Below are 18,722 nucleotides of genomic sequence, written 5' to 3' on the forward strand. Positions count from 1 at the left end.
TGGCGCATATGATCATATCGATATTAATAATCAGGGCGATGGATTTCTCCCTGATACAAATAATAAACGCAAAACGGCAGTGTTATATATTTTATCCAGTATTCAAACTAAGCGGGAATGGAAGAAAGTGCTGACTCGAATCACTAAAGATGGCACTGTTTTTCCCGGTAATGAAGATGCAATAGTTGATTTGGCTCAGAAAAATTTAAAAATATTTCTACAGATAGGATTTAATCGGGATAAAGAACTGGAGGATATTATTGACAGGCTAAATCTACGGGATTTTGAAGAGGTAGTTAAACGCCTGAAGAGTAATCCAGCCTGGGGTTATGCGTTTTCACCAAACTGCAGTAAACAATATGCGTTACATTGTGATGATAATCCATTTTATACATCGTTATGTTATTTTGAACCGGTGAATCCTCAATATAAACAAAAGTGGGAAGGGAATAAATAGTGAATAAACGTGCTTTATATCTATGCAGTGTAACTCTCTTTTTACTTATCAGTGGCTGTGATAACGGAGCTAAGCCAGTAAAGCATACACTGCAGGAGCAGACAGAATTACAACAGTATATAAACCGTGTTAAAGCCGATCTGGTGTATATAAAAGGCGGTACATTCTGGATGGGGGATTTTTGTAAAAAAATGCGCAGCGGTGGCCCTTATTGTTCACCGGAGAGAGACACCAGGCCACTTCATGAAGTGGAACTTACAGGTTATTCTATCAGTAAGTTTAAAGTAACCCATGAGGATTACAGATTTTATCTCAAAATAGCAGGTTTACCAGAGCAGTATTTTAAAAAGAAGAGTTATGATGATGTTTTTTTTGAAATGACCCATTTTAAAAATAGTCCAGCTATCGTGACCTGGACAGAAGCAAATAATTATTGCGCCTGGCTGAAAAATGAAACCGGGCTCCCTTTTTCGCTTCCAACTGAGGCTCAGTGGGAATATGCAGCACGCAGTCGTGGACAGTATATTCTGGTGGCAACGGATGATGGTGCCTGGCGGAAAAATGAAAAAACTGGTTATGGTGAAAATTATGCCACCGACGAAGATCGCCAAGCAGTTGAGGAAAAAACGGGAATTGATAGTACATCTGTTCATTTTCCTGTCGATAAATACCCACCGACTCTGTTTGGGTTGTATGGCATGGCAGAAAATGGTTATGAGTGGGTGAAGGACTGGTACGATCCTGACTACTATAACAATTCAGCTAAAAAGGACCCACAAGGTCCAGAAAAACCTGTTATTAAAGATAAAAAAACAGGTCAATACCGGAAGGTACGGCGAGGGGGAAATAATCCAGATCCAACAGGAGATGTGGGTTTGACATTTTTTCGTGGTTATAACATTAAAGACAATAATTTCCCTGATGGCACTACTGTTCGTTGTGTAGTCAATTCATCTGAGCCCATAAAATGAAACAGACAATTTATCTATATAGTATTTTTTTTGATTTTGCTTATTAGTGGCTGTGATAACGCTACTAAGACAGTACAGCATACACCGCAGGAACAGGCAGAATTACAGAAATATATAAACCGTGTCAAAACCGATCTTGTGTATGTAAAAGGCGGTACATTCTGGATGGGAGATTTCTGCAAAAAGATGCGTAACGGTGGCCCTTATTGTTCACCGGAGAAAGACACCAGGCCACTTCATGAAGTGGAACTTACAGGTTATTCTATTAGTAAATTTAAAGTAACCCATGAGGATTACAGATTTTATCTCAAAATAGCAGGTTTACCTGAGCAGAATTTCAAAGAAAAATACGAAAATGAAATGTTAGCTGAAATGACACATCTTAAAAATAGTCCGGCCATAGTGACATGGACTGAAGCAGATAATTATTGTACCTGGCTGAAAAAGGAAACCGGGCTCCCTTTTTCACTTCCAACAGAAGCTCAATGGGAGTACGCAGCGCGCAGTCGGGGTCAGTATATTCTGGTGGCAACGGATGATGGCACCTGGCGAGAGGATGAAAAAAGTGGTCAAGGCGAGAATTATGCTACCGATGAAGATCGGCAAATAGCCGAGGATACTACTGGGATAAATGGATCTCTAATCCATTTTCCTGTCGATAAATATCCACCATCTCCTCTTAGACTATATGGTATGGCTGAGAATGGATATGAGTGGGTGAAGGACTGGTATGATCCTGACTACTTTAACAATTCATCTAAAAAGGACCCGCAAGGACCGAATAAACCCGTTAATAAAGATGAGGATACGGGGCAATACCGAAAGGTACGGCGTGGGGGGAGTAATCCAGACCCAACAGGAGATGTGGGGTTGACATTTTTCCGTGGTTATAACATTAAAGACAATTATTACCCTGATGGTACTACTGTTCGTTGTGTAGTCAATTCACCTGAGCCGATAAAATGAAATTGGTAATATATTGTCGCAGCGTTGTTGTGGCTTTTTTTATCGGTGGCTGTGACAATACGATTAAGACAACATATAAACCGCATTAAGAACGAAAGGGTGTTTTTAATAATAATTGAGGGTGATATGAATAGTGAACAACCAGTTTCCTTATCTGAACTAAAATTCCGGCTTCTGGAGCTGAACTACAATGCCGACATCCCATTTTCTGTGATTGAGAAAAAAGATAAGCTAATTGCTTCATGGAAAATTGTGGATGCGAAATGGATTGAGTTATTTGGCATTGGCGGACTAAAAAAACAGTATGAGTTGATATTACGGTTTGATGAGGAAAAGAGCCTGGTGAGTTACCGGGAGAAATCAATTGATATAGAAACGGAGATAAACGCAAAAAGATGTGGTTTCAAAAAGGAAGTTCGGTGGGGTAGCCGTAAAGAGTTTAGTTTTGGAAAATCATATGGGTTAAAAACAAATGGTACTATTGGAGAGCAGTACTCTTATAAATTCAGTACGGCAAATATAAAAAATCCTGTTTTCGGTATTGTGGAACAATCCGGATGGATACTCAAAAAAAGTCTTGCTGATAAGTATGGAACCCGTTTGGTCTGGATGATTTTTATTGCGGTAGTGTTACTCGTGACAGTGTATTATCTGGTCTAAGGAGAGATTATGCAGGGTGTAATTCGCATTAATGATAAAACCACTCATGGTGGCACTGTGCTTGAAGGTAGCTCCGGTGTGAAATTTATGGGGCTGGAAGTTGCCTGTCTAATGGATAAAGTCTTCTGTCCTGTTCATGGCAAAACATATATTGCAGAAGGTGATGAAGGATCGAAAATTAATGGCAAACCCATTGCTCTTCACGGTCATCGTTGCGGCTGCGGTTGCACGCTGATTTCTTCATTACCCAATGCAGGGAAACGCTGATATATGCCAGTTGATCTTAAACAGATCCCGAAGGAGGAACCATTACCCGTTCCTCCGGATAAAACCCGTTGGCTGGTCGTCATTGTTCTGTGCGTGATAGCAGGGGCGGTTCTGGTTCTTTCCTTCTGGCCTGCCGGGTTATCCACACACTCTGCCTGGTTCTGGTTTTGTACGCTTATCATGCCTTTTTTGACTGGTCTGTCAGGTTTTATTATCCGCAGGCGGAGTTATGAGAATGAGCGCGATCGTGTGCTGTGGTGGAACCATTTACACCGGGAGCAATATGAAGAACGGATATTACTGGGACGGCAGGCTGTTGGTGTTCTGGGGATGAGTTACATCACGCCGGTTGCCAGCAATAAACTTGCCGCAGCGCTTTTACAGGGAGGAAATGCGCGCCAGACACAATATTCCCCGGTCCTCCAGTCTGTGTTGACTACGGCCTCACTCTCTCCGCCATTAAAAACATTCAGTAAAACAGGGTATCGGTCACGGTTGGAATCGAAGCTGACCAGCGTCATCTGGCAACTGCATACCGAGCTGGCGCAGTTCACCGGTAAACTCTCTGTTCGTCTTCATCATGATGGCACACTGGAAAATGAGCAGATTATCATGGCCTGGCAGGCTGTTTTTCCTGCGTCATATTCTGTCAGTGACGTCAGTGCCAATACTGAAAATGACGGCCTGATGTGGATTGATGAATGGCTCGACCAGCAGGATGAAACGCTGTTTCTCTGTGTAGAAATCAACTTATTTTTGCAGGCCCGTGACCAGCAGACTGAATCTGTATCTGCTCTTTTGCTGGCCTCTTCTGCGTGGCTGGAGCGCCAGCATGTAAAACCGCAAATGTGGATACACCGTCCGGTTGTGTTAAAGGACGCGGATGAATCGGTCGCAGATGTGGCTTGCTGGGGAGATATCACACCCGGATTGCCCTGGTATTTCTGGCGTACGCAGGTAAAAAGCGATGCGCTGGCAACTGTTCTTCAGGCGATGGATAAATCAGGACACATATCCGCAAGAAAAGGAGAACAAGTTCTGGATGACTCTCTTGGCATGCCAGGGGCTGCGGTGGGCAATATCACCCTGATTTGTGCCTGTGAACATGCGGTTGCTTCAGGGCTGGCTCAGTGGCTACTTGTTGGCGATAAAACCACGCAAATGGCTGTTGTCCGTCCGGCATAATGTTACGCAAAGGATAGTGATGTGAAAAAGAAAAAACGCCTCAGTACATGGTTAATTATCCTGCTGATTGCGGCTGTGGGCGGGTTCCTCATCTGGGCTGAAAATCCCCTCGTTCAACTGCGTACTACAGAGAAAAAACAGACAGTATCGCTGGCAGTGGTCGGGTTTTGCCTGTTTATTCTGCTCTGTGATGATTTATTTTTCCGGTTGTGGCAGTGGCTCATCTCACTGAATTTTATCCGGCAACTTCGTGAATTATCGGATACAGGTCATCAACAGGAAGAAGCAAAGCGTGCAGATAAAGAAAAACACAGCGAAACGCTCAAAAATATACGCCTGTATCTTCGCCATACATACGGTCGTCGCTGGCGCCGCAAGCTCCGCATCCTGTTGATAACCGGCAGCGCTTCAGACGTCGAACAGCTCACCCCAAAACTCACGCAGGAACTCTGGCAGGAAGACCAGGGGACGCTGCTGCTGTGGGGCGGTGACCCGGCAGCACCGGCGGATGCCGACTGGCTTACTGCGCTGCGTAAACTGCGCCACCGCCCGGCGGATGGCATGGTGTGGGTGACCTCCGCGTTTGACCGCCTCGCGGGTTCAGATGCTGAACCGGCAACGCCGCTGACTCCTGAATCCATAGACGCCCTGGCTCACGCCCTGAAGGGGCGCTATGACGCGCTGGGCTGGAAACTGCCGCTGTATGTCTGGTCGCTGCATCCGCGAGCCGGAGAGCAGCAGGGGCGGATTACCCAGCCGGTGGGGTGCCAGCTGTCAGCGGCCTGCAAACCTGAGGCCCTGGCCCGCCAGCTAAGCGACCTGATACCGGCCCTCACCGCGCAGGGTATTCAGCAGATTTGCGACAAACCACAGCAGGGTTTTTTACTCGGCCTGGTCGACCAGCTGACCCGCGAGCCGGAAACGCTGACCGGCCCCTTATCGGTATTGCTCAACCCGTATCGCCCGCTGCCGCTGGCCGGTGTGGTGTTCAGTCCGGTCACGGTCGGCGGCGTGCGCAGCGTTGCTCATCACTGGGGCAAAGACAACCGCTGGGATGCCATCCCGGCGTCGGCACAGGCCTTACCGGCAGATCTTCGCCCGCGTAAACCCGGCGTCAGCTGGACGCAGATGGCGGGCGTGAGCGTGGCGGTGCTGATGGTGCTCTGGGGCGTATCCATGGCCGTCTCCTTTGTCGCCAACCGTCACCTGGTGGCGACGGCGCAGGAGCAGGTCCGGCAGGCCGTTGCAGAGAAGCAGCCGCTGACCGCGCGTCTGCACGCCCTGTCTGACCTGCAGAAAACCCTTGCTCGTTTACAGTACCGTGCGCAACACGGCGTGCCCTGGTATGCGCGCGGCGGCTTAAACCAGAACGATGCCCTGCTGGCGGCGCTGTTTCCACGCTACGGCGAAAGCGCCCTGCCGCTGCTGCGCGATGCGGCTGCAAACCATCTTCGCCAGGCGCTGAACGCATTCGTGGAGCTCCCGCCGGACAGTCCGCTGCGTGAACGGCTGGCAAAATCAGCTTACGACCAGTTAAAACTTTATCTGATGCTCGCGCGTCCGAAAAAAATGGACGCCGCGTGGTTCTCCGCTACGCTGATGCACGACTGGCCGCAGCGTTCAGGCGTGACAGAAAGCGTCTGGCAGGGCCGTGGGCCTTCGCTGCTGGCCTTTTACGGCGCCAGCTTCATGTCACATCCTCAGTGGCGTCTGCATGCCGACGATATGCTGGTCAGCCAGGCCCGAACTTTGTTAATACGCCAGATGGGGAGGCGCAATAGCGAGTCCACGCTCTACCAGAAGATGCTCGCGCAGGTGGCGAACCAGTATGCCGATATGCGTCTGGCGGACATGACCGGCGACACGGAGGCGTCGCGCCTGTTCACCACCGATGGGGTCGTGCCGGGGATGTTTACCCGACAGGCCTGGGACGAAGCGGTACAGCCCGCCATCGATAATGTAGTAAAGGAACGTCGCGAAGAAATGGACTGGGTGCTGAGTGACAGCCAGCAACACATGATGCAGCAGGTCTCGCCGGAGGCGCTGAAACAACGCCTGACGGCACGCTATTTCGCGGATTACAGCGGCGCCTGGCTGGATTTTCTCAACAGCCTGCGGCTTCGAAAAACCGCCACCCTGTCAGATGCCATTGACCAACTCACCCTGATGGCGGATGTCCGTCAGTCGCCTCTGGTGGCGCTGATGAACACCCTCAGTGTGCAGGGTCGCACCGGTGAGACTGGTGAAGCGATAGCGGATTCACTGGTTAAATCTGCAAGAAACCTGCTCGGCAGTAATAAACAGCCGGTCATTGACCAGAGCGGGGGGACACACGGTCCGCTGGATGCCACCTTCGGCCCGGTGCTGGCGCTGATGGACAATCGCGAGGGGGGAACACAGACCAGCAGTCTGAACCTGCAGACCTTCCTCACCCGCGTAACTCAGGTGCGCCTGCGCCTGCAACAGGTGACCAATGCCACCGACCCACAGGCAATGACCCAGGCGCTGGCGCAGACGGTGTTCCAGGGTAAGGCGGTGGATTTAACCGAAACCCGCGATTACGGCAGCCTGGTAGCGGCGGGACTGGGGCAGGAGTGGGGCGGTTTCGGGCAGACGGTCTTTGTGCGCCCGATGGAGCAGGCCTGGCAACAGGTCCTGACGCCTGCGGCAGAAAGCCTAAATGCGCAATGGCAGAGCGCGGTGGTTGACGACTGGAACACGGCCTTTGCCGGACGGTATCCCTTTAAGGATGCCAGCAGCGACGTTTCCCTGCCACTACTGGCGAAGTACCTCAATGCTGATTCCGGTCGTATCACCCGTTTCTTACAGACCCGGCTGAATGGTGTGTTGCATAAGGAAGGAAGTCACTGGGTGCCGGACAGCATCAATGCTCAGGGCCTGACCTTTAATCCCAAATTCTTACAGGCGGTGGATACACTGAGCCACATTTCGGATGTGGTGTTTACTCGTGGGGAGGCCGGGCTGTCGTTTGAGCTTCGCCCCGGTACGGCTGATGGCATTATGCAGACCCAGCTTGTGATTGACAGCCAGAGGCTTACCTATATGAATCAGATGCCTGCCTGGAAGCGAATATCCTGGCCTGCGGACACGGAAGCACCGGGCGCAGCCCTGAGCTGGATAAGTACCCAGGCCGGTACGCGGCAATATGCCGACATGTCCGGTGCATGGGGCTGGATACGCCTGCTGGATAAGGCTGAGGTTAGCGCGTATCCAGGGTCAGGCAGTAGCTGGAGTTTGAGCTGGAAGGCTCCGGACGGCAGGCCGCTGAACTACACCCTGCGCACCGAAGCGGGAGAAGGGCCGCTGGCGTTACTGAAACTACGTAACTTCACCCTTCCGAAAACCATATTCAGCGTCAGCGCACCGGCAAATGAACACCTGCCAGAGGACGAAGACACGACAGAGGAGACGTACTGATGGCAACGGTTCAGACACTGATAAACGCCTGCCAGGCTATTGAGGCTGACGTGGTTACCAGGACGCAACAGCGTCTGGCGTTATGGGAAAACTGGTTACAGCCGCTGTCAGCTGATAATCCGACCGGGGACGAACCGGGCTATGATGACGATTTCCAGCAAATGCGGGAGGAGGTGAGTAAATTCTCCGGCCCGGATGCGGACCTGGTGTGTCGGCTGGGCGAAAAGCTGCTGCTCACCACCACGAAAGATATCCGCGTGGCTTCTTATTACGCCTGGGCGCGCCTGCATCGTGATGGTGAGGCAGGCCTGGCGGATGGTCTTGAGTTGATGGCTGCTTTGATGTTGCGTTTTGACACACAACTGCATCCACAGCGTGAACGCAGCCGTCAGGGGGCGCTGGAGTGGCTTGCCAGTTCCAGAATGCTCAACAGTCTGTCGCGTTATCCGGAAGTCAACAATTCCGACAATGAACGTATTGCGGGGGCGTTGATGCTGCTGGAGCAGGGCGCGGAAACGCCTTTACCCGCTGCGCTTTATACTGCGCTGGAAGCCCGGCTGCAAAAATCCGGTGGTCCGCAGGCTGTGGTACCGCAAAACGTCAGCGACACTGGCCATACTGCCGCCACAGAGGCCAGCGTGCCCTTGCTGAGTGGCATTGTGTCAGGCCAGGAGCTTCTGGCACAGGCCCGTGTGCTGGCTGATTACCTGAAAAACCAGCCGGACGGCTGGCTGGCCGCTCACCGCCTGATAAAAAACCTGCGTCACGATACCCTGCGCCAGTTGCCACCGCTCCTGGCGGACGGTCGGACCCGCATTGAACAGCCAAAACCCGACCAGCGGGCGCTGCTGAAACGTCTGTATCTGCAGCAGAGCTGGCGGGAGTTGATCGAAGAGGCAGACAGCCTGTTGTCGCGAGGGGCTAATCACCTGTGGCTGGATGTGCAGTGGTACCTGCATCAGGCGCTGGTGAAATCCGGTTATGAAAACGAGGCGGCCATTATTCAGTCCGACCTGAAGGGGCTCCTCTCACGCCTGGCTGGGCTGGAGACGCTGGCCTTTAATGACGGCACGCCGTTTGCCGACGAGGTGACGCTGAACTGGATACAGCAGCAGGTACTGGATAACCCGGCAGGCTGGACGGAGAACCATACGTTCAGTTCTGCGGTCGTTCCGGGTGATGACGACATTCTGCAACTGGAGCCGGAGGCTCTGGCGCTTGCGGATAGCGAAGGAGCAGAGGTTGCGCTTGTGTGGCTGCAGAACCGTCCGGGTATCACATCGACCCGCAACCGTTGGCTGCTGCGCCTGCTGATGGCGCGCGTAGCGGAACAGACCGGGAAAAATGAACTGGCGCTGCACCTGTTGGGTGAACTGGACGGCGGGGCGACCGCCGTCACGCTCACGCAGTGGGAGCCCGGGTTGCTGTTTGAGGTGAAAGCCCGCCGTCTGAAGCTGCTGCGCATGAAGGCCGGGCGCAGTGAGGCTGAAAGGGCACGCCTGAGCCCCTTAATGGAACAGTTGCTGGCCGGATTGGTTGCGACAGACCCGGTGAAAGCTGCAGTACTGTGCGGCTGACGTCAACTCCCTGAACGCTGAGAATATAAATGGATGATTTAACCCTGCGTTATTTTGACGCTGAAATGCGTTACCTGCGCGAAGCGGCGAAGGAATTCGCACAGACTCACCCTGATCGGGCGGCGATGCTGGACCTGGACAAGGCCGGTACGCCGGACCCGTACGTTGAGCGCCTGTTTGAAGGTTTTGCTTTTTCCATGGGCCGCCTGCGCAAAAAAATCGATGATGACCTGCCGGAACTAACGGAAGGGCTGGTCAGCATGTTGTGGCCGCACTATATGCGGACCATTCCTTCGCTGTCGGTGGTGGCGTTCAGCCCGGACGTGCCGTCGATGAAAATGGATGACGTTATCCCCGCCGGACTGGAAATCTTTTCCCGTCCAGTGGGGCCAAAAAATACCGTCTGCCGCTACCGCACCACCCGCGATGTGACGCTGAACCCGATGGCGGTGTCGGACGTGGTGATGACCACGGAGCCGGACGGCCGCTCTGCCCTGCGGCTCCGTTTTACCTGTAGCGGCCAGACGGACTGGTCGCAGGTGAGCCTGAAACGCCTGCCGCTCTTCCTTGGGGAAGACGCCGTTACGGGCACGGCACTCCATCTGTGGCTGACAAAACGTCAGGCCGGGTTGTACCTGCGCCTGCCAGGGCAAACGGACCGCATCCGCCTCGACGGCTGGTTTTCGCCGGGTGGCTTTGGCGAAGAGGATCGTCTCTGGCCGAAGGGGGGCAGCGCATTCAGCGGTTATCAGTTATTGCTGGAATATTTCACCTTCCGCGAAAAATTTATGTTCGTGCATCTCAATGGTCTGGACAGCATCACGCTCCCGCCGGGGACAGCACATTTCGATATCGAGGTAGTGTTCAGCCAGGTCTGGCAGAGCGATTTGCCGGTGACCCGCGATATACTGCGTCTGCACTGTGTGCCCGTGATTAACCTGTTCACGCTCGAGGCTGACCCGCTGACCATCAGCGGTCTGGAAAACGAATACCTGCTGCGTCCGAAGCGCCTTCAGGACGGGCATACTGAGATTTACTCCGTGGATAGCGTCACTGGCTCCGGACGCACCGGGAATGCGCGTTATGTGCCGTTCACCAGTTTTCGTCATCAGGGCGGGATGATGCGCCGCTACGCACCGGAACGCTATTACCACACCCGAGTGAAACGGGGTGTGAGCGGGATGCACGACACCTGGCTGATACTGGGGGGTGGGCAATGGGAGGCCGACCGGGAGATTGCGCGGGAAACGGTCTCATTGCGCATCACCGGCACCAATGGCCAGTTACCGCGCCGGGCGCTACAGAGCACGCTACTGGACCACTGCGAACAGGTATCCGGAACGCCCCTTACCGTGCGCAATCTGTGCAAACCAACGCTCCCGGCGTACCCGCCAGCGGAGGATCGCTTTCACTGGCGGGTGATGAGCCATCTCGGCACCCGCTTTCTAAATATGATGAGCAGCGCTGCCGTGCTACGGGGCACGCTCGCCCTTTATAACTGGCGGGATGATGAGCTGAACAACCGCCGTCTGGACGCCATTCAGGAGGTCAGACATCACCGTATTCAGCGATTTGAAGAGGGTTTTTTACTGCGCGGTCTGGATGTGGAAGTGACGCTCGATAGCAACGGCTTCACTGGCGAAGGAGATATACATCTGTTTGGGGAAATGCTGAACCGCTTTTTTGCCCTGTATGCCGATATGAACCAGTTTAACCAGCTCACGCTAATTATTCAGCCAGAAGGGAAGTGTATCCGGTGGAAAGAGAACCACAGTCCGCGTCTGCCCGGATGCTAAACCGGGTTCGGCATCAGTTGCCGTACATGAATTTTTACCGTTTCTGCCAGCTGCTGGAGCAGAGTCTGCCGGAGGCGCCGCTGCCCGGCAGCGACTGGCGGGTCGGCCTGGAGCCGGTGCGCTTTCGACCGCATCCGGGGATGGGCTTTCCTGCTGGAGAAATCAGGGGCATGGAAGACCCGGAACCGGAGCACCCGCATCTGCCGCCGTCGTTCCGCATCACCTTTATAGGGCTGTACGGCGTGGAGTCGCCGTTGCCGACGCATTATGTTGACGATATCGCGCAGCGCCGTGAAGGGTATGAAGCGACGCGGGATTTTCTCGATATCTTTAACCACCGGCTGATTACCCAGTATTACCGTATCTGGCGCAAGTATTCATATCCTGCAACCTATAAAGCGGGTGGGACCGATAACACCTCGCAATACCTGCTGGGGCTGGCCGGGCTGGGGATAGCCGGTTGTGCGGAAAATATCGCCGCGCCGCTGTCACGTTTTCTGGCGCTGCTGCCGGTCATGCTATTACCCGGACGAACGGCAGAGGGGATGGAGGCGCTGGTGCAGTTACTGGCGCCGGATACCCGCGCTCAGGTGTATCACCATGACCGCTGCCGCATTCCGCTGAAACATCAGCTTGCCATGCGTACGCAGCACCCGGTCAACCTGCACCACCGCCCCGTGATGGGCACGTACGGAACAGATGTTAACGGCCAGGTGTTGCTGCGTCTGTCCACCTGTAATCCCGAAGAAGTGTGTGGCTGGCTGCCTAGCGGAGAACTGCACGGCGATTTAATGGCGCTGTTGCATGTATTTCTCGGTTCACATCTCGACGTGCGGTTACAGCTGTGCGTGGCGAGGAACCTGCTGCCGGATGCCCGGCTGGCCTGCGACGAAAATCAGGCCGTACAGATCGGGCGCACGGCAGTGCTCCGGCCGCTCAGTTCGCAACAAAACAGACATGACATTATCACCATTAACCTGGGACGTTATCAGCGCGTTCAGGAAAATATTCACCGAAGGGAGAGCGATGAAGATGGCAATTACCGTTGGTAATACCACAATGACGTTGCTGGCATTAGCACTCGCGACAGCCTTAACCGGTTGTGGCCTGACGCAGACCGTCAAGGACGGGACGATTTCAGTAACGAAGTCCATTTTTTACAAACAGATAAAAACCCTGCATCTGGATATTCAGGCGCGATCAGGTGTGAATAACAACGCGAAAGGGGCATCGCTTGCGACGGTCGTGCGTATTTATCAGTTGAAAGATCGTAAGGCCTTCGACAGTACGGACTATCCGTCACTGTTTGCTGATGACAGCCAGGCCGTCAGAGCTGATCTTGTGGACGAAAAAGATATTCGTCTGAGACCGGGAGAATCAGTCTCGCTGGATATGCCACTGGATGAGTCGACGCAGTTTGTCGCCGTAGCGGGGATGTTTATGGCGCCGGATCAGACGAATGATACCTGGCGTCTGGTTCTCACACGGGACGATCTCGACCCGGACAAACCACGCATCATCGAAGCCAGTAATAACCGCCTGATCCTTCAGCCCCTGAAGGAGGACTGAGATGCCGCGCCCATCCCTCTATGAGACACTGTTCGGCAACTTCTCCGGCGGCCTCGACCTGCACAGCGTCAGCGAGGAGAATCAGCTTATCCTGTCAGTGCTGGATAATATGCAGCGCATTCTTAACTGCCGCACCGGTACGCTGGCGCACCTGCCGGACTATGGTCTGCCGGATATGACAAAAATCCTTCAGGGCATGCCGGGTACCGCTCACCAGTTGATTACTATACTGTCGGCCGTGCTGCTGAAATACGAGCCGCGCCTGAGCAAAATTACCGTGGTGATGCAGGAGCAGACGCAGCCGGGCGAGCTGCGCTATGCCATCGACGCGGAGCTGAAGGGCATCGGTTTGGTCCGTTACGGTACGGAATTTATGCCGGAGGGCAAGGTGTTAATCCGCCACCTGAAACAGCAGCAGTATCTTGATACCCATGATGTACTCTGATTTTTAGTCAGGCTGAAACCGTCATGACGACATAATCCGAACGTATCTGGCCGCTGCCTGTGCGTGCAGGTATGGACATTCTTAGCGCACTCAGCAGCTGATTACCCTTTATGCCCTGCTGAACGGAATAGCCCGGGTATACTGTCGGGCCATTATACCCTGAGTTAAAACAACCCCACGGAACTGCACCCGATGAATCATTCCCGCTACCGCAACCACCGGACACCCTGGACCCTGCGTGAACTGGACTTTGTGGAAAAACACTACGGCAGCATAGCGACCGTGGTGATAGCAGAACGGCTCGGGCGCTCGCCCGCCTCCGTCAGGGCGGCGGCGCGTTTGATGGGGTGTTCGTCCGGTAATAAACCCATCGAAACCTGGAGCGATGAAGAAAAAGAGATTGTCCGTGTGCATTATGCGAAGGGGTATGCGCATGTCATGACGCTGCTGCCGGGCCGCAACCGGGGGACGATTCAGTGGATGGCGAACAGGCTGGGCGTGGTGAGTGCCCGGATCTGGATCCGGGAAGAGGAGCAGATTCTGGCGACCTGGTATCCGGAGGAAGGGGTTGCGGTGGCAGACCGCCTGTCGGGGCGCACGGCAGATGCGGTGAAATTAAAGGCCTGCGATATGGGTATCCGGTATCAGGGGAGCGAAAGCGCCGGCCAGCGGATATGGAGTGAGGAGGAGCGGATGCTCCTTGCCAGAAATGACCATCTGCTGTTTCCGGACCTGCTGAAACTGTTCCCACACCGGAGCCGATTGTCAGTAAAGAAGGCGCGTGAGCGGCTGAGAAGAAAAAAGAAAATGGCAGGTCAGCGTATGGCGCGCTGAATCTGCTTTAACAGAATGTGAACAGTAAACAGGGACGACAGCGTGTCAGCCAGAGAACGATTTTTCAGAAAAGTGCAGCAGAATAACGACAGTACCCCGCCCGGTCCCACATCAGCGGAAGCGGAAATCCGGGCATTCCGCAAGCGGATGGATGCACTGACGCAGCAGATTTGCGGGTGGTTTGAGGGCAGCGGGATTGAAGTCATCACCGCGACAAAACACATCCACGACCTGAGCACCATTGGATTCAGCCTCAGCAGTGGCATATGCCGGTACGACATCGCCACCCTTCGCCTGGTGAACGGAGACCGCAGCGTCAGTATTATTCCGGAGCAACTCTGTCGTGGTGCGGAGAGGGGCTGTGTGACAATGCGGGTTGATGCGCCCGGTATCCGCCAGGTGTTTTACCTGAGCATGGCGCCGGAAGAGGGCTGGTTTATCCGGCGTGAGCACCAGGGGGTAAAGGAAAATGCCATCATGACAGAAGAGCTTTTTTTCCGGGCAGTTGACTGCCTGGCCTGAACCTTCGGGGATTATCCTGCCTCCGTGGCAAGTTTCAGCCACGGACTGTTCACAGTGATATTGTCGCCAAAGATCCTTTGTGGCTCCATGACTACAAATTCTTTCAAGGGGCCTATTTTCATGGCGCTTTCACCTCGCATGTCCAGACATTTGCCCCTTTCTCTTGGCAACGATGCAGTCCCTGCGACTGAAAAATTTTGCGTCCACGAGTGGTACAGTCTGCAGAAACGTGAAAAAAAAACGGGAGGGAGAAGGAAGGCCAAAAATGTACTTAGCAAGAAAGTTCGGGGGGGTAACGAAATGGTGCGTCTGATTGGACTCGAACCAACGACCCCCACCATGTCAAGGTGGTGCTCTAACCAACTGAGCTACAGACGCAAAATGGTGCGTTCAATTGGACTCGAACCAACGACCCCCACCATGTCAAGGTGGTGCTCTAACCAACTGAGCTATGAACGCAACGTGTTGTCGGTGACAACGGGGACGAATATTAGCGGCACAGCACCGCAGTGGCAAGAGGCAAAATGCATTTTTCTCTCTGATTTCACGCGATTGCTTCATTACCGCGCAAAGTGAAGAGAAAGTAGCCGCCAGCAGGCGGCTACTGTGTATTTAACGTGCGGCGCGTTGCAAAATTACCGTGGATGGCTGACGCTGCAGGAAGCGCATACGCAGCATCATCATGATAGCCGCAGAGGTCAGACCGATGATAAAGCCGATCCAGAACCCGGCGGGCCCCATGCGATCCACCACCAGATCGGTGAGCGCGAGAATGTAACCGCTCGGCAGACCCAACACCCAGTAGGCGATGAAGGTAATAAAGAAGATGGAGCGGGTATCTTTATAACCACGCAGTACGCCGCTGCCGATCACCTGGATGGAGTCAGAGATCTGGTATACCGCTGCCAGCAGCATCAGATGCGATGCCAGCATCACCACTTCCGGGTTGTCATTATAGAGCAGGGCAATTTGCTCCCGCAGTGCGACGGTGAAAAGCGCGGTGCAGACCGCCATACAGACACCCACGCCCAGCCCGGTGCGCGCAGCCGTTTGTGCATCAAGAGTTGAACCTTGCCCCAGACGGAAGCCGACGCGGATGGTGACCGCGGCCGCCAGCGACATCGGCAGGACGAACATCAGCGAGCTGAAGTTCAGCGCAATCTGGTGTCCGGCCACGTTCACAATGCCCAACGGCGAGACCAGCAGGGCGACCACGGCAAACAGAGTCACTTCAAAGAACAGTGCCAGCGCAATGGGCAGCCCCAGCTGTACCAGACGCATCATAATGTGCCAGTCCGGCGTGCTGAATGAACGTTCATTACGGATATCACGCAGGGAGCGGGCGTGTTTAACAAAGGTAAGTATGCTAAAGAACATCACCCAGTACACCGCCGCTGTTGCCACGCCACAGCCTACGCCGCCAAGCTCCGGCATACCAAAATGGCCGTAAATAAAGATATAGTTCACCGGAATGTTGACCAGTAAACCGATAAAGCCCATGACCATCCCCGGCTTGGTTTTTGCCAGGCCTTCGCACTGGTTACGCGCCACCTGGAAGAAGAGATAACCCGGTACACCCCAGAGCAGGGCGCGCAGATACCCCACGGCCTTGTCTGCCAGAGCCGGGTCGATATTATGCATGGCGCGAATGATATGCCCGGCGTTCCAGAGCACAATCATAATCAGTACGGAGACAAATCCAGCCAGCCAAAAGCCCTGGCGCACCTGATGGGCGATACGTTCACGTCGGCCGGAACCATTCAGCTGGGCGATAACCGGCGTGAGTGCCAGCAGCAGGCCGTGACCGAAGAGAATGGCCGGAAGCCAGATAGAGGTTCCGATTGCCACGGCGGCCATATCGGTGGCGCTGTAGCCACCGGCCATCACCGTATCCACAAATCCCATTGCGGTCTGGGCCACCTGCGCGATGATCACCGGGATAGCCAGTGCCAATAACTGCCGCGCTTCATTCATGTACTTCTGCACGTGAACACCTTTATTTTGTAGTTATATGAGAGACTAAAAAAGCCGCCGTAACTGGCAGCAAGAAGAAAAAGCAGAGGGGGTGCCAGCTATTGTAGCGGGCTTTAGCTATTAATCTAGTGAAAAAATCGCCAGAAAATGCGCTGCTCTGGCAACCTGTATTTCCAACTGTTATTGTGGTGGGATTAAACGGTGTCACCACCGTCCGGAAAATACAGGAGTTGTAAGCATGTTTACTGGTATTGTGCAGGGCACCGCTAAAGTGGTGTCCATTGATGAAAAACCTAATTTCCGTACCCACGTCGTTGAGCTGCCAGAATATATGCTGGATGGCATCGAAACCGGTGCCTCGGTTGCGCATAACGGCTGCTGCCTGACGGTGACCGAAATTCATGGCAACCAGATTAGCTTTGATTTAATGAAAGAAACGCTGCGTATCACCAACCTGGGCGAACTGGTGGTGGGCGATACCGTAAACGTAGAGCGTGCGGCGAAGTTCAGCGATGAAATTGGCGGCCACCTGATGTCGGGCCATATCATGACCACCGCCGAAGTGGCGAAAATTGTCACCTCTGAAAATAACCGTCAAATCTGGTTTAAAGTGCAGGATCCGTCATTAATGAAATACATCCTGTATAAAGGATTTATTGGTATTGATGGGATTAGCCTGACGGTCGGAGAAGTGACGCCGACGCGTTTTTGCGTGCATTTAATTCCGGAAACGCTACAGCGTACGACGCTGGGGGCGAAAAAACTGGGGCAGCGTGTGAATATCGAAATCGATCCGCAAACCCAGGCGGTGGTGGATACCGTCGAGCGTGTGCTGGCGGCGAAAGAGGCGGCCATAATAAAGGCCACCGAAGAAGAATAAAAAAAATAACCCCGGATATCCGGGGTTATTTTTTAGCGCGGCACACGTAAGCCATGTTCAATCCCGCGACTGAAGACCACCTGCCAGAGCTGAATATCACGCGCGCGGAACGCACCTGCGCAGGCATTCAGATAATAGCTGAACATCCGTTTAAATCGTTCAGAATAGTTGTCTGCAATCTCAGGCCACGCTTGCTGGAAACGTTCATGCCACGCCATAAGCGTGGTGTCGTAATCCGCGCCAAAGTTATGCCAGTCTTCCATAATGAAGTGGCTTTCGCTGGCGTTGGCAATCTGGCGAACGGAAGGCAAACAGCCATTCGGAAAGATGTATTTATTGATCCACGGGTCAACGTTATTGTCCGTGCGCTTAGAGCCTATGGTGTGCAGCAGGAAAATGCCGTCGGGTTTTAAATTACGATCCACCACCTCAAAATAGGTGTCGTAATTTTTCGGCCCCACGTGCTCAAACATGCCCACGGAAACAATGCGATCAAACTGCTCGTTGAGGTCGCGGTAATCCTGCAGACGGATATCAACGTCGAGACCCTGGCAGCGCTCCCGGGCCATTTTTTGCTGTTCGGCTGAAATGGTTACGCCGACCACGCTGACACCGTAGTGCTTCGCCATAAAATACGCCAGACCGCCCCAGCCACAGCCGATATCCAGCACACGCATGCCGGGCTGCAGCTGCAGTTTCTCGCTAATCAGACGCAGTTTATCCTGCTGGGCTTCTTCGAGGGTTGTCGCCTTTTTCCAGTAGGCGCAGGAGTATTGCATGAAGGGATCCAGCATGCGGCTGAACAAATCGTTACCGAGGTCGTAGTGCTCTTTGCCCACGATCCACGCCCGTTTTTTGCTTTGCAGATTGAACAAACGGGCGGAGGCGACGCGCAACGTATCTTTTATATTGCGGGGGAGCTGGTTCTCCAGACCGGCGCGCAACACGCTGGCAAAGAAAATATCCAGCCGCTCGCAATCCCACCAGCCATCCATATAGCTTTCGCCCAGCCCTAACGATCCCTCGCGCAGTACGCGTTTAAAAAAATCGGGATGTTTGACCTGCGGATCGGAGGGTGAAGATCCGTTGATAGTGATGCCTGCACGACCTAACAGTTCACTGACGATCCGGGACCAGTTATCGTCCGGAACGCTGACTTCTTCTATACACGATGAACTCAT

General features: G+C 53.6%; 16 protein-coding genes, 2 tRNA genes and 1 pseudogene. 15 read left to right on the top strand and 4 right to left on the bottom strand.

The genetic code is table 11. The annotated features are described in order from the left end of the window. The 14 genes and pseudogenes from APU11_RS28495 to APU11_RS17790 form a co-directional block, all read left to right on the top strand. Nucleotides 1–457, top strand: a pseudogene (locus APU11_RS28495) (hypothetical protein); the annotation flags it as partial. Further along, nucleotides 457–1,428, top strand: a complete 972-nt coding sequence (locus tag APU11_RS17730) for an SUMF1/EgtB/PvdO family nonheme iron enzyme (RefSeq protein ID WP_058651517.1) — start codon at nt 457–459, stop codon at nt 1,426–1,428. The pseudogene APU11_RS28495 and the gene APU11_RS17730, both read left to right, overlap by 1 nt. 30 nt (nt 1,429–1,458) lie before the next feature. Further along, nucleotides 1,459–2,394, top strand: coding sequence for an SUMF1/EgtB/PvdO family nonheme iron enzyme (locus tag APU11_RS17735; RefSeq protein ID WP_155686880.1), 936 nt, complete (start codon nt 1,459–1,461; stop codon nt 2,392–2,394). Between the two features lie 126 nt (nt 2,395–2,520). Continuing rightward, nucleotides 2,521–3,054, top strand: a complete 534-nt coding sequence (locus tag APU11_RS17740; RefSeq protein WP_058651519.1) for a hypothetical protein — start codon at nt 2,521–2,523, stop codon at nt 3,052–3,054. A gap of 9 nt (nt 3,055–3,063) precedes the next feature. Continuing rightward, nucleotides 3,064–3,321: a PAAR domain-containing protein gene (locus APU11_RS17745; RefSeq protein ID WP_040023003.1), complete on the top strand. Its 258-nt coding sequence runs from the start codon at nt 3,064–3,066 to the stop codon at nt 3,319–3,321. Between the two features lie 3 nt (nt 3,322–3,324). Further along, complete coding sequence (locus tag APU11_RS28395) at nt 3,325–4,506, top strand: hypothetical protein (protein WP_040023005.1); 1,182 nt, start codon at nt 3,325–3,327, stop codon at nt 4,504–4,506. A 21-nt stretch (nt 4,507–4,527) separates the two neighbouring features. Continuing rightward, on the top strand, nt 4,528–7,944 hold the full coding sequence (locus APU11_RS17755) for an ImcF-related family protein (protein WP_040023007.1): 3,417 nt from the start codon (nt 4,528–4,530) through the stop codon (nt 7,942–7,944). Continuing rightward, entirely contained in the window at nt 7,944–9,521 is a 1,578-nt protein-coding gene (gene tssA, locus APU11_RS17760) for a type VI secretion system protein TssA (protein ID WP_060578683.1), read from the top strand. The genes APU11_RS17755 and tssA overlap by 1 nt, the downstream gene beginning before the upstream one ends. A 29-nt stretch (nt 9,522–9,550) precedes the next feature. Next, on the top strand, nt 9,551–11,317 hold the full coding sequence (gene tssF, locus APU11_RS17765; RefSeq protein WP_040023011.1) for a type VI secretion system baseplate subunit TssF: 1,767 nt from the start codon (nt 9,551–9,553) through the stop codon (nt 11,315–11,317). Continuing rightward, a complete protein-coding gene (gene tssG / locus APU11_RS17770; protein ID WP_080396972.1) occupies nt 11,311–12,369 on the top strand; it encodes a type VI secretion system baseplate subunit TssG in 1,059 nt (352 codons plus the stop codon). Before tssF ends, tssG begins: the two co-directional genes overlap by 7 nt. Next, nucleotides 12,344–12,886: a type VI secretion system lipoprotein TssJ gene (gene tssJ / locus APU11_RS17775; RefSeq protein ID WP_040023015.1), complete on the top strand. Its 543-nt coding sequence runs from the start codon at nt 12,344–12,346 to the stop codon at nt 12,884–12,886. The genes tssG and tssJ overlap by 26 nt, the downstream gene beginning before the upstream one ends. Before the next feature lies 1 nt (nt 12,887). Then, nucleotides 12,888–13,331, top strand: coding sequence for a type VI secretion system baseplate subunit TssE (tssE, locus tag APU11_RS17780; RefSeq protein WP_040023017.1), 444 nt, complete (start codon nt 12,888–12,890; stop codon nt 13,329–13,331). A 192-nt stretch (nt 13,332–13,523) separates the two neighbouring features. Further along, on the top strand, nt 13,524–14,165 hold the full coding sequence (locus tag APU11_RS17785) for a hypothetical protein (protein ID WP_040023019.1): 642 nt from the start codon (nt 13,524–13,526) through the stop codon (nt 14,163–14,165). A gap of 42 nt (nt 14,166–14,207) precedes the next feature. Further along, the gene (locus APU11_RS17790) at nt 14,208–14,687 is read left to right on the top strand and encodes a hypothetical protein (RefSeq protein WP_040023021.1); all 480 of its coding nucleotides are present in this window, start codon (nt 14,208–14,210) and stop codon (nt 14,685–14,687) included. Nucleotides 14,688–14,988: 301 nt separating this feature from the next. Here the strand turns inward: APU11_RS17790 and APU11_RS17795 are convergent. The 3 genes from APU11_RS17795 to mdtK form a co-directional block, all read right to left on the bottom strand. Continuing rightward, nucleotides 14,989–15,065, bottom strand: a tRNA-Val gene (locus APU11_RS17795). Between the two features lie 4 nt (nt 15,066–15,069). After that, nucleotides 15,070–15,146, bottom strand: a tRNA-Val gene (locus tag APU11_RS17800). 153 nt (nt 15,147–15,299) lie between these two features. Further along, nucleotides 15,300–16,673: an MdtK family multidrug efflux MATE transporter gene (mdtK, locus tag APU11_RS17805; RefSeq protein WP_013096934.1), complete on the bottom strand. Its 1,374-nt coding sequence runs from the start codon at nt 16,671–16,673 to the stop codon at nt 15,300–15,302. A gap of 226 nt (nt 16,674–16,899) precedes the next feature. On the opposite strand from mdtK, the gene APU11_RS17810 reads away from it, so the two are divergent. Then, a complete protein-coding gene (locus APU11_RS17810; RefSeq protein ID WP_040023023.1) occupies nt 16,900–17,541 on the top strand; it encodes a riboflavin synthase in 642 nt (213 codons plus the stop codon). A gap of 32 nt (nt 17,542–17,573) precedes the next feature. On the opposite strand, the gene cfa is transcribed toward APU11_RS17810, so the two are convergent. Further along, nucleotides 17,574–18,722 carry a cyclopropane fatty acyl phospholipid synthase gene (gene cfa / locus APU11_RS17815; protein WP_013096932.1) on the bottom strand — a complete coding sequence of 383 codons (1,149 nt, stop codon included), beginning with the start codon at nt 18,720–18,722 and terminating at the stop codon, nt 17,574–17,576.

This window comes from Enterobacter sp. 50793107 (assembly GCF_001463365.1).
Lineage (GTDB): Bacteria > Pseudomonadota > Gammaproteobacteria > Enterobacterales > Enterobacteriaceae > Enterobacter > Enterobacter cloacae.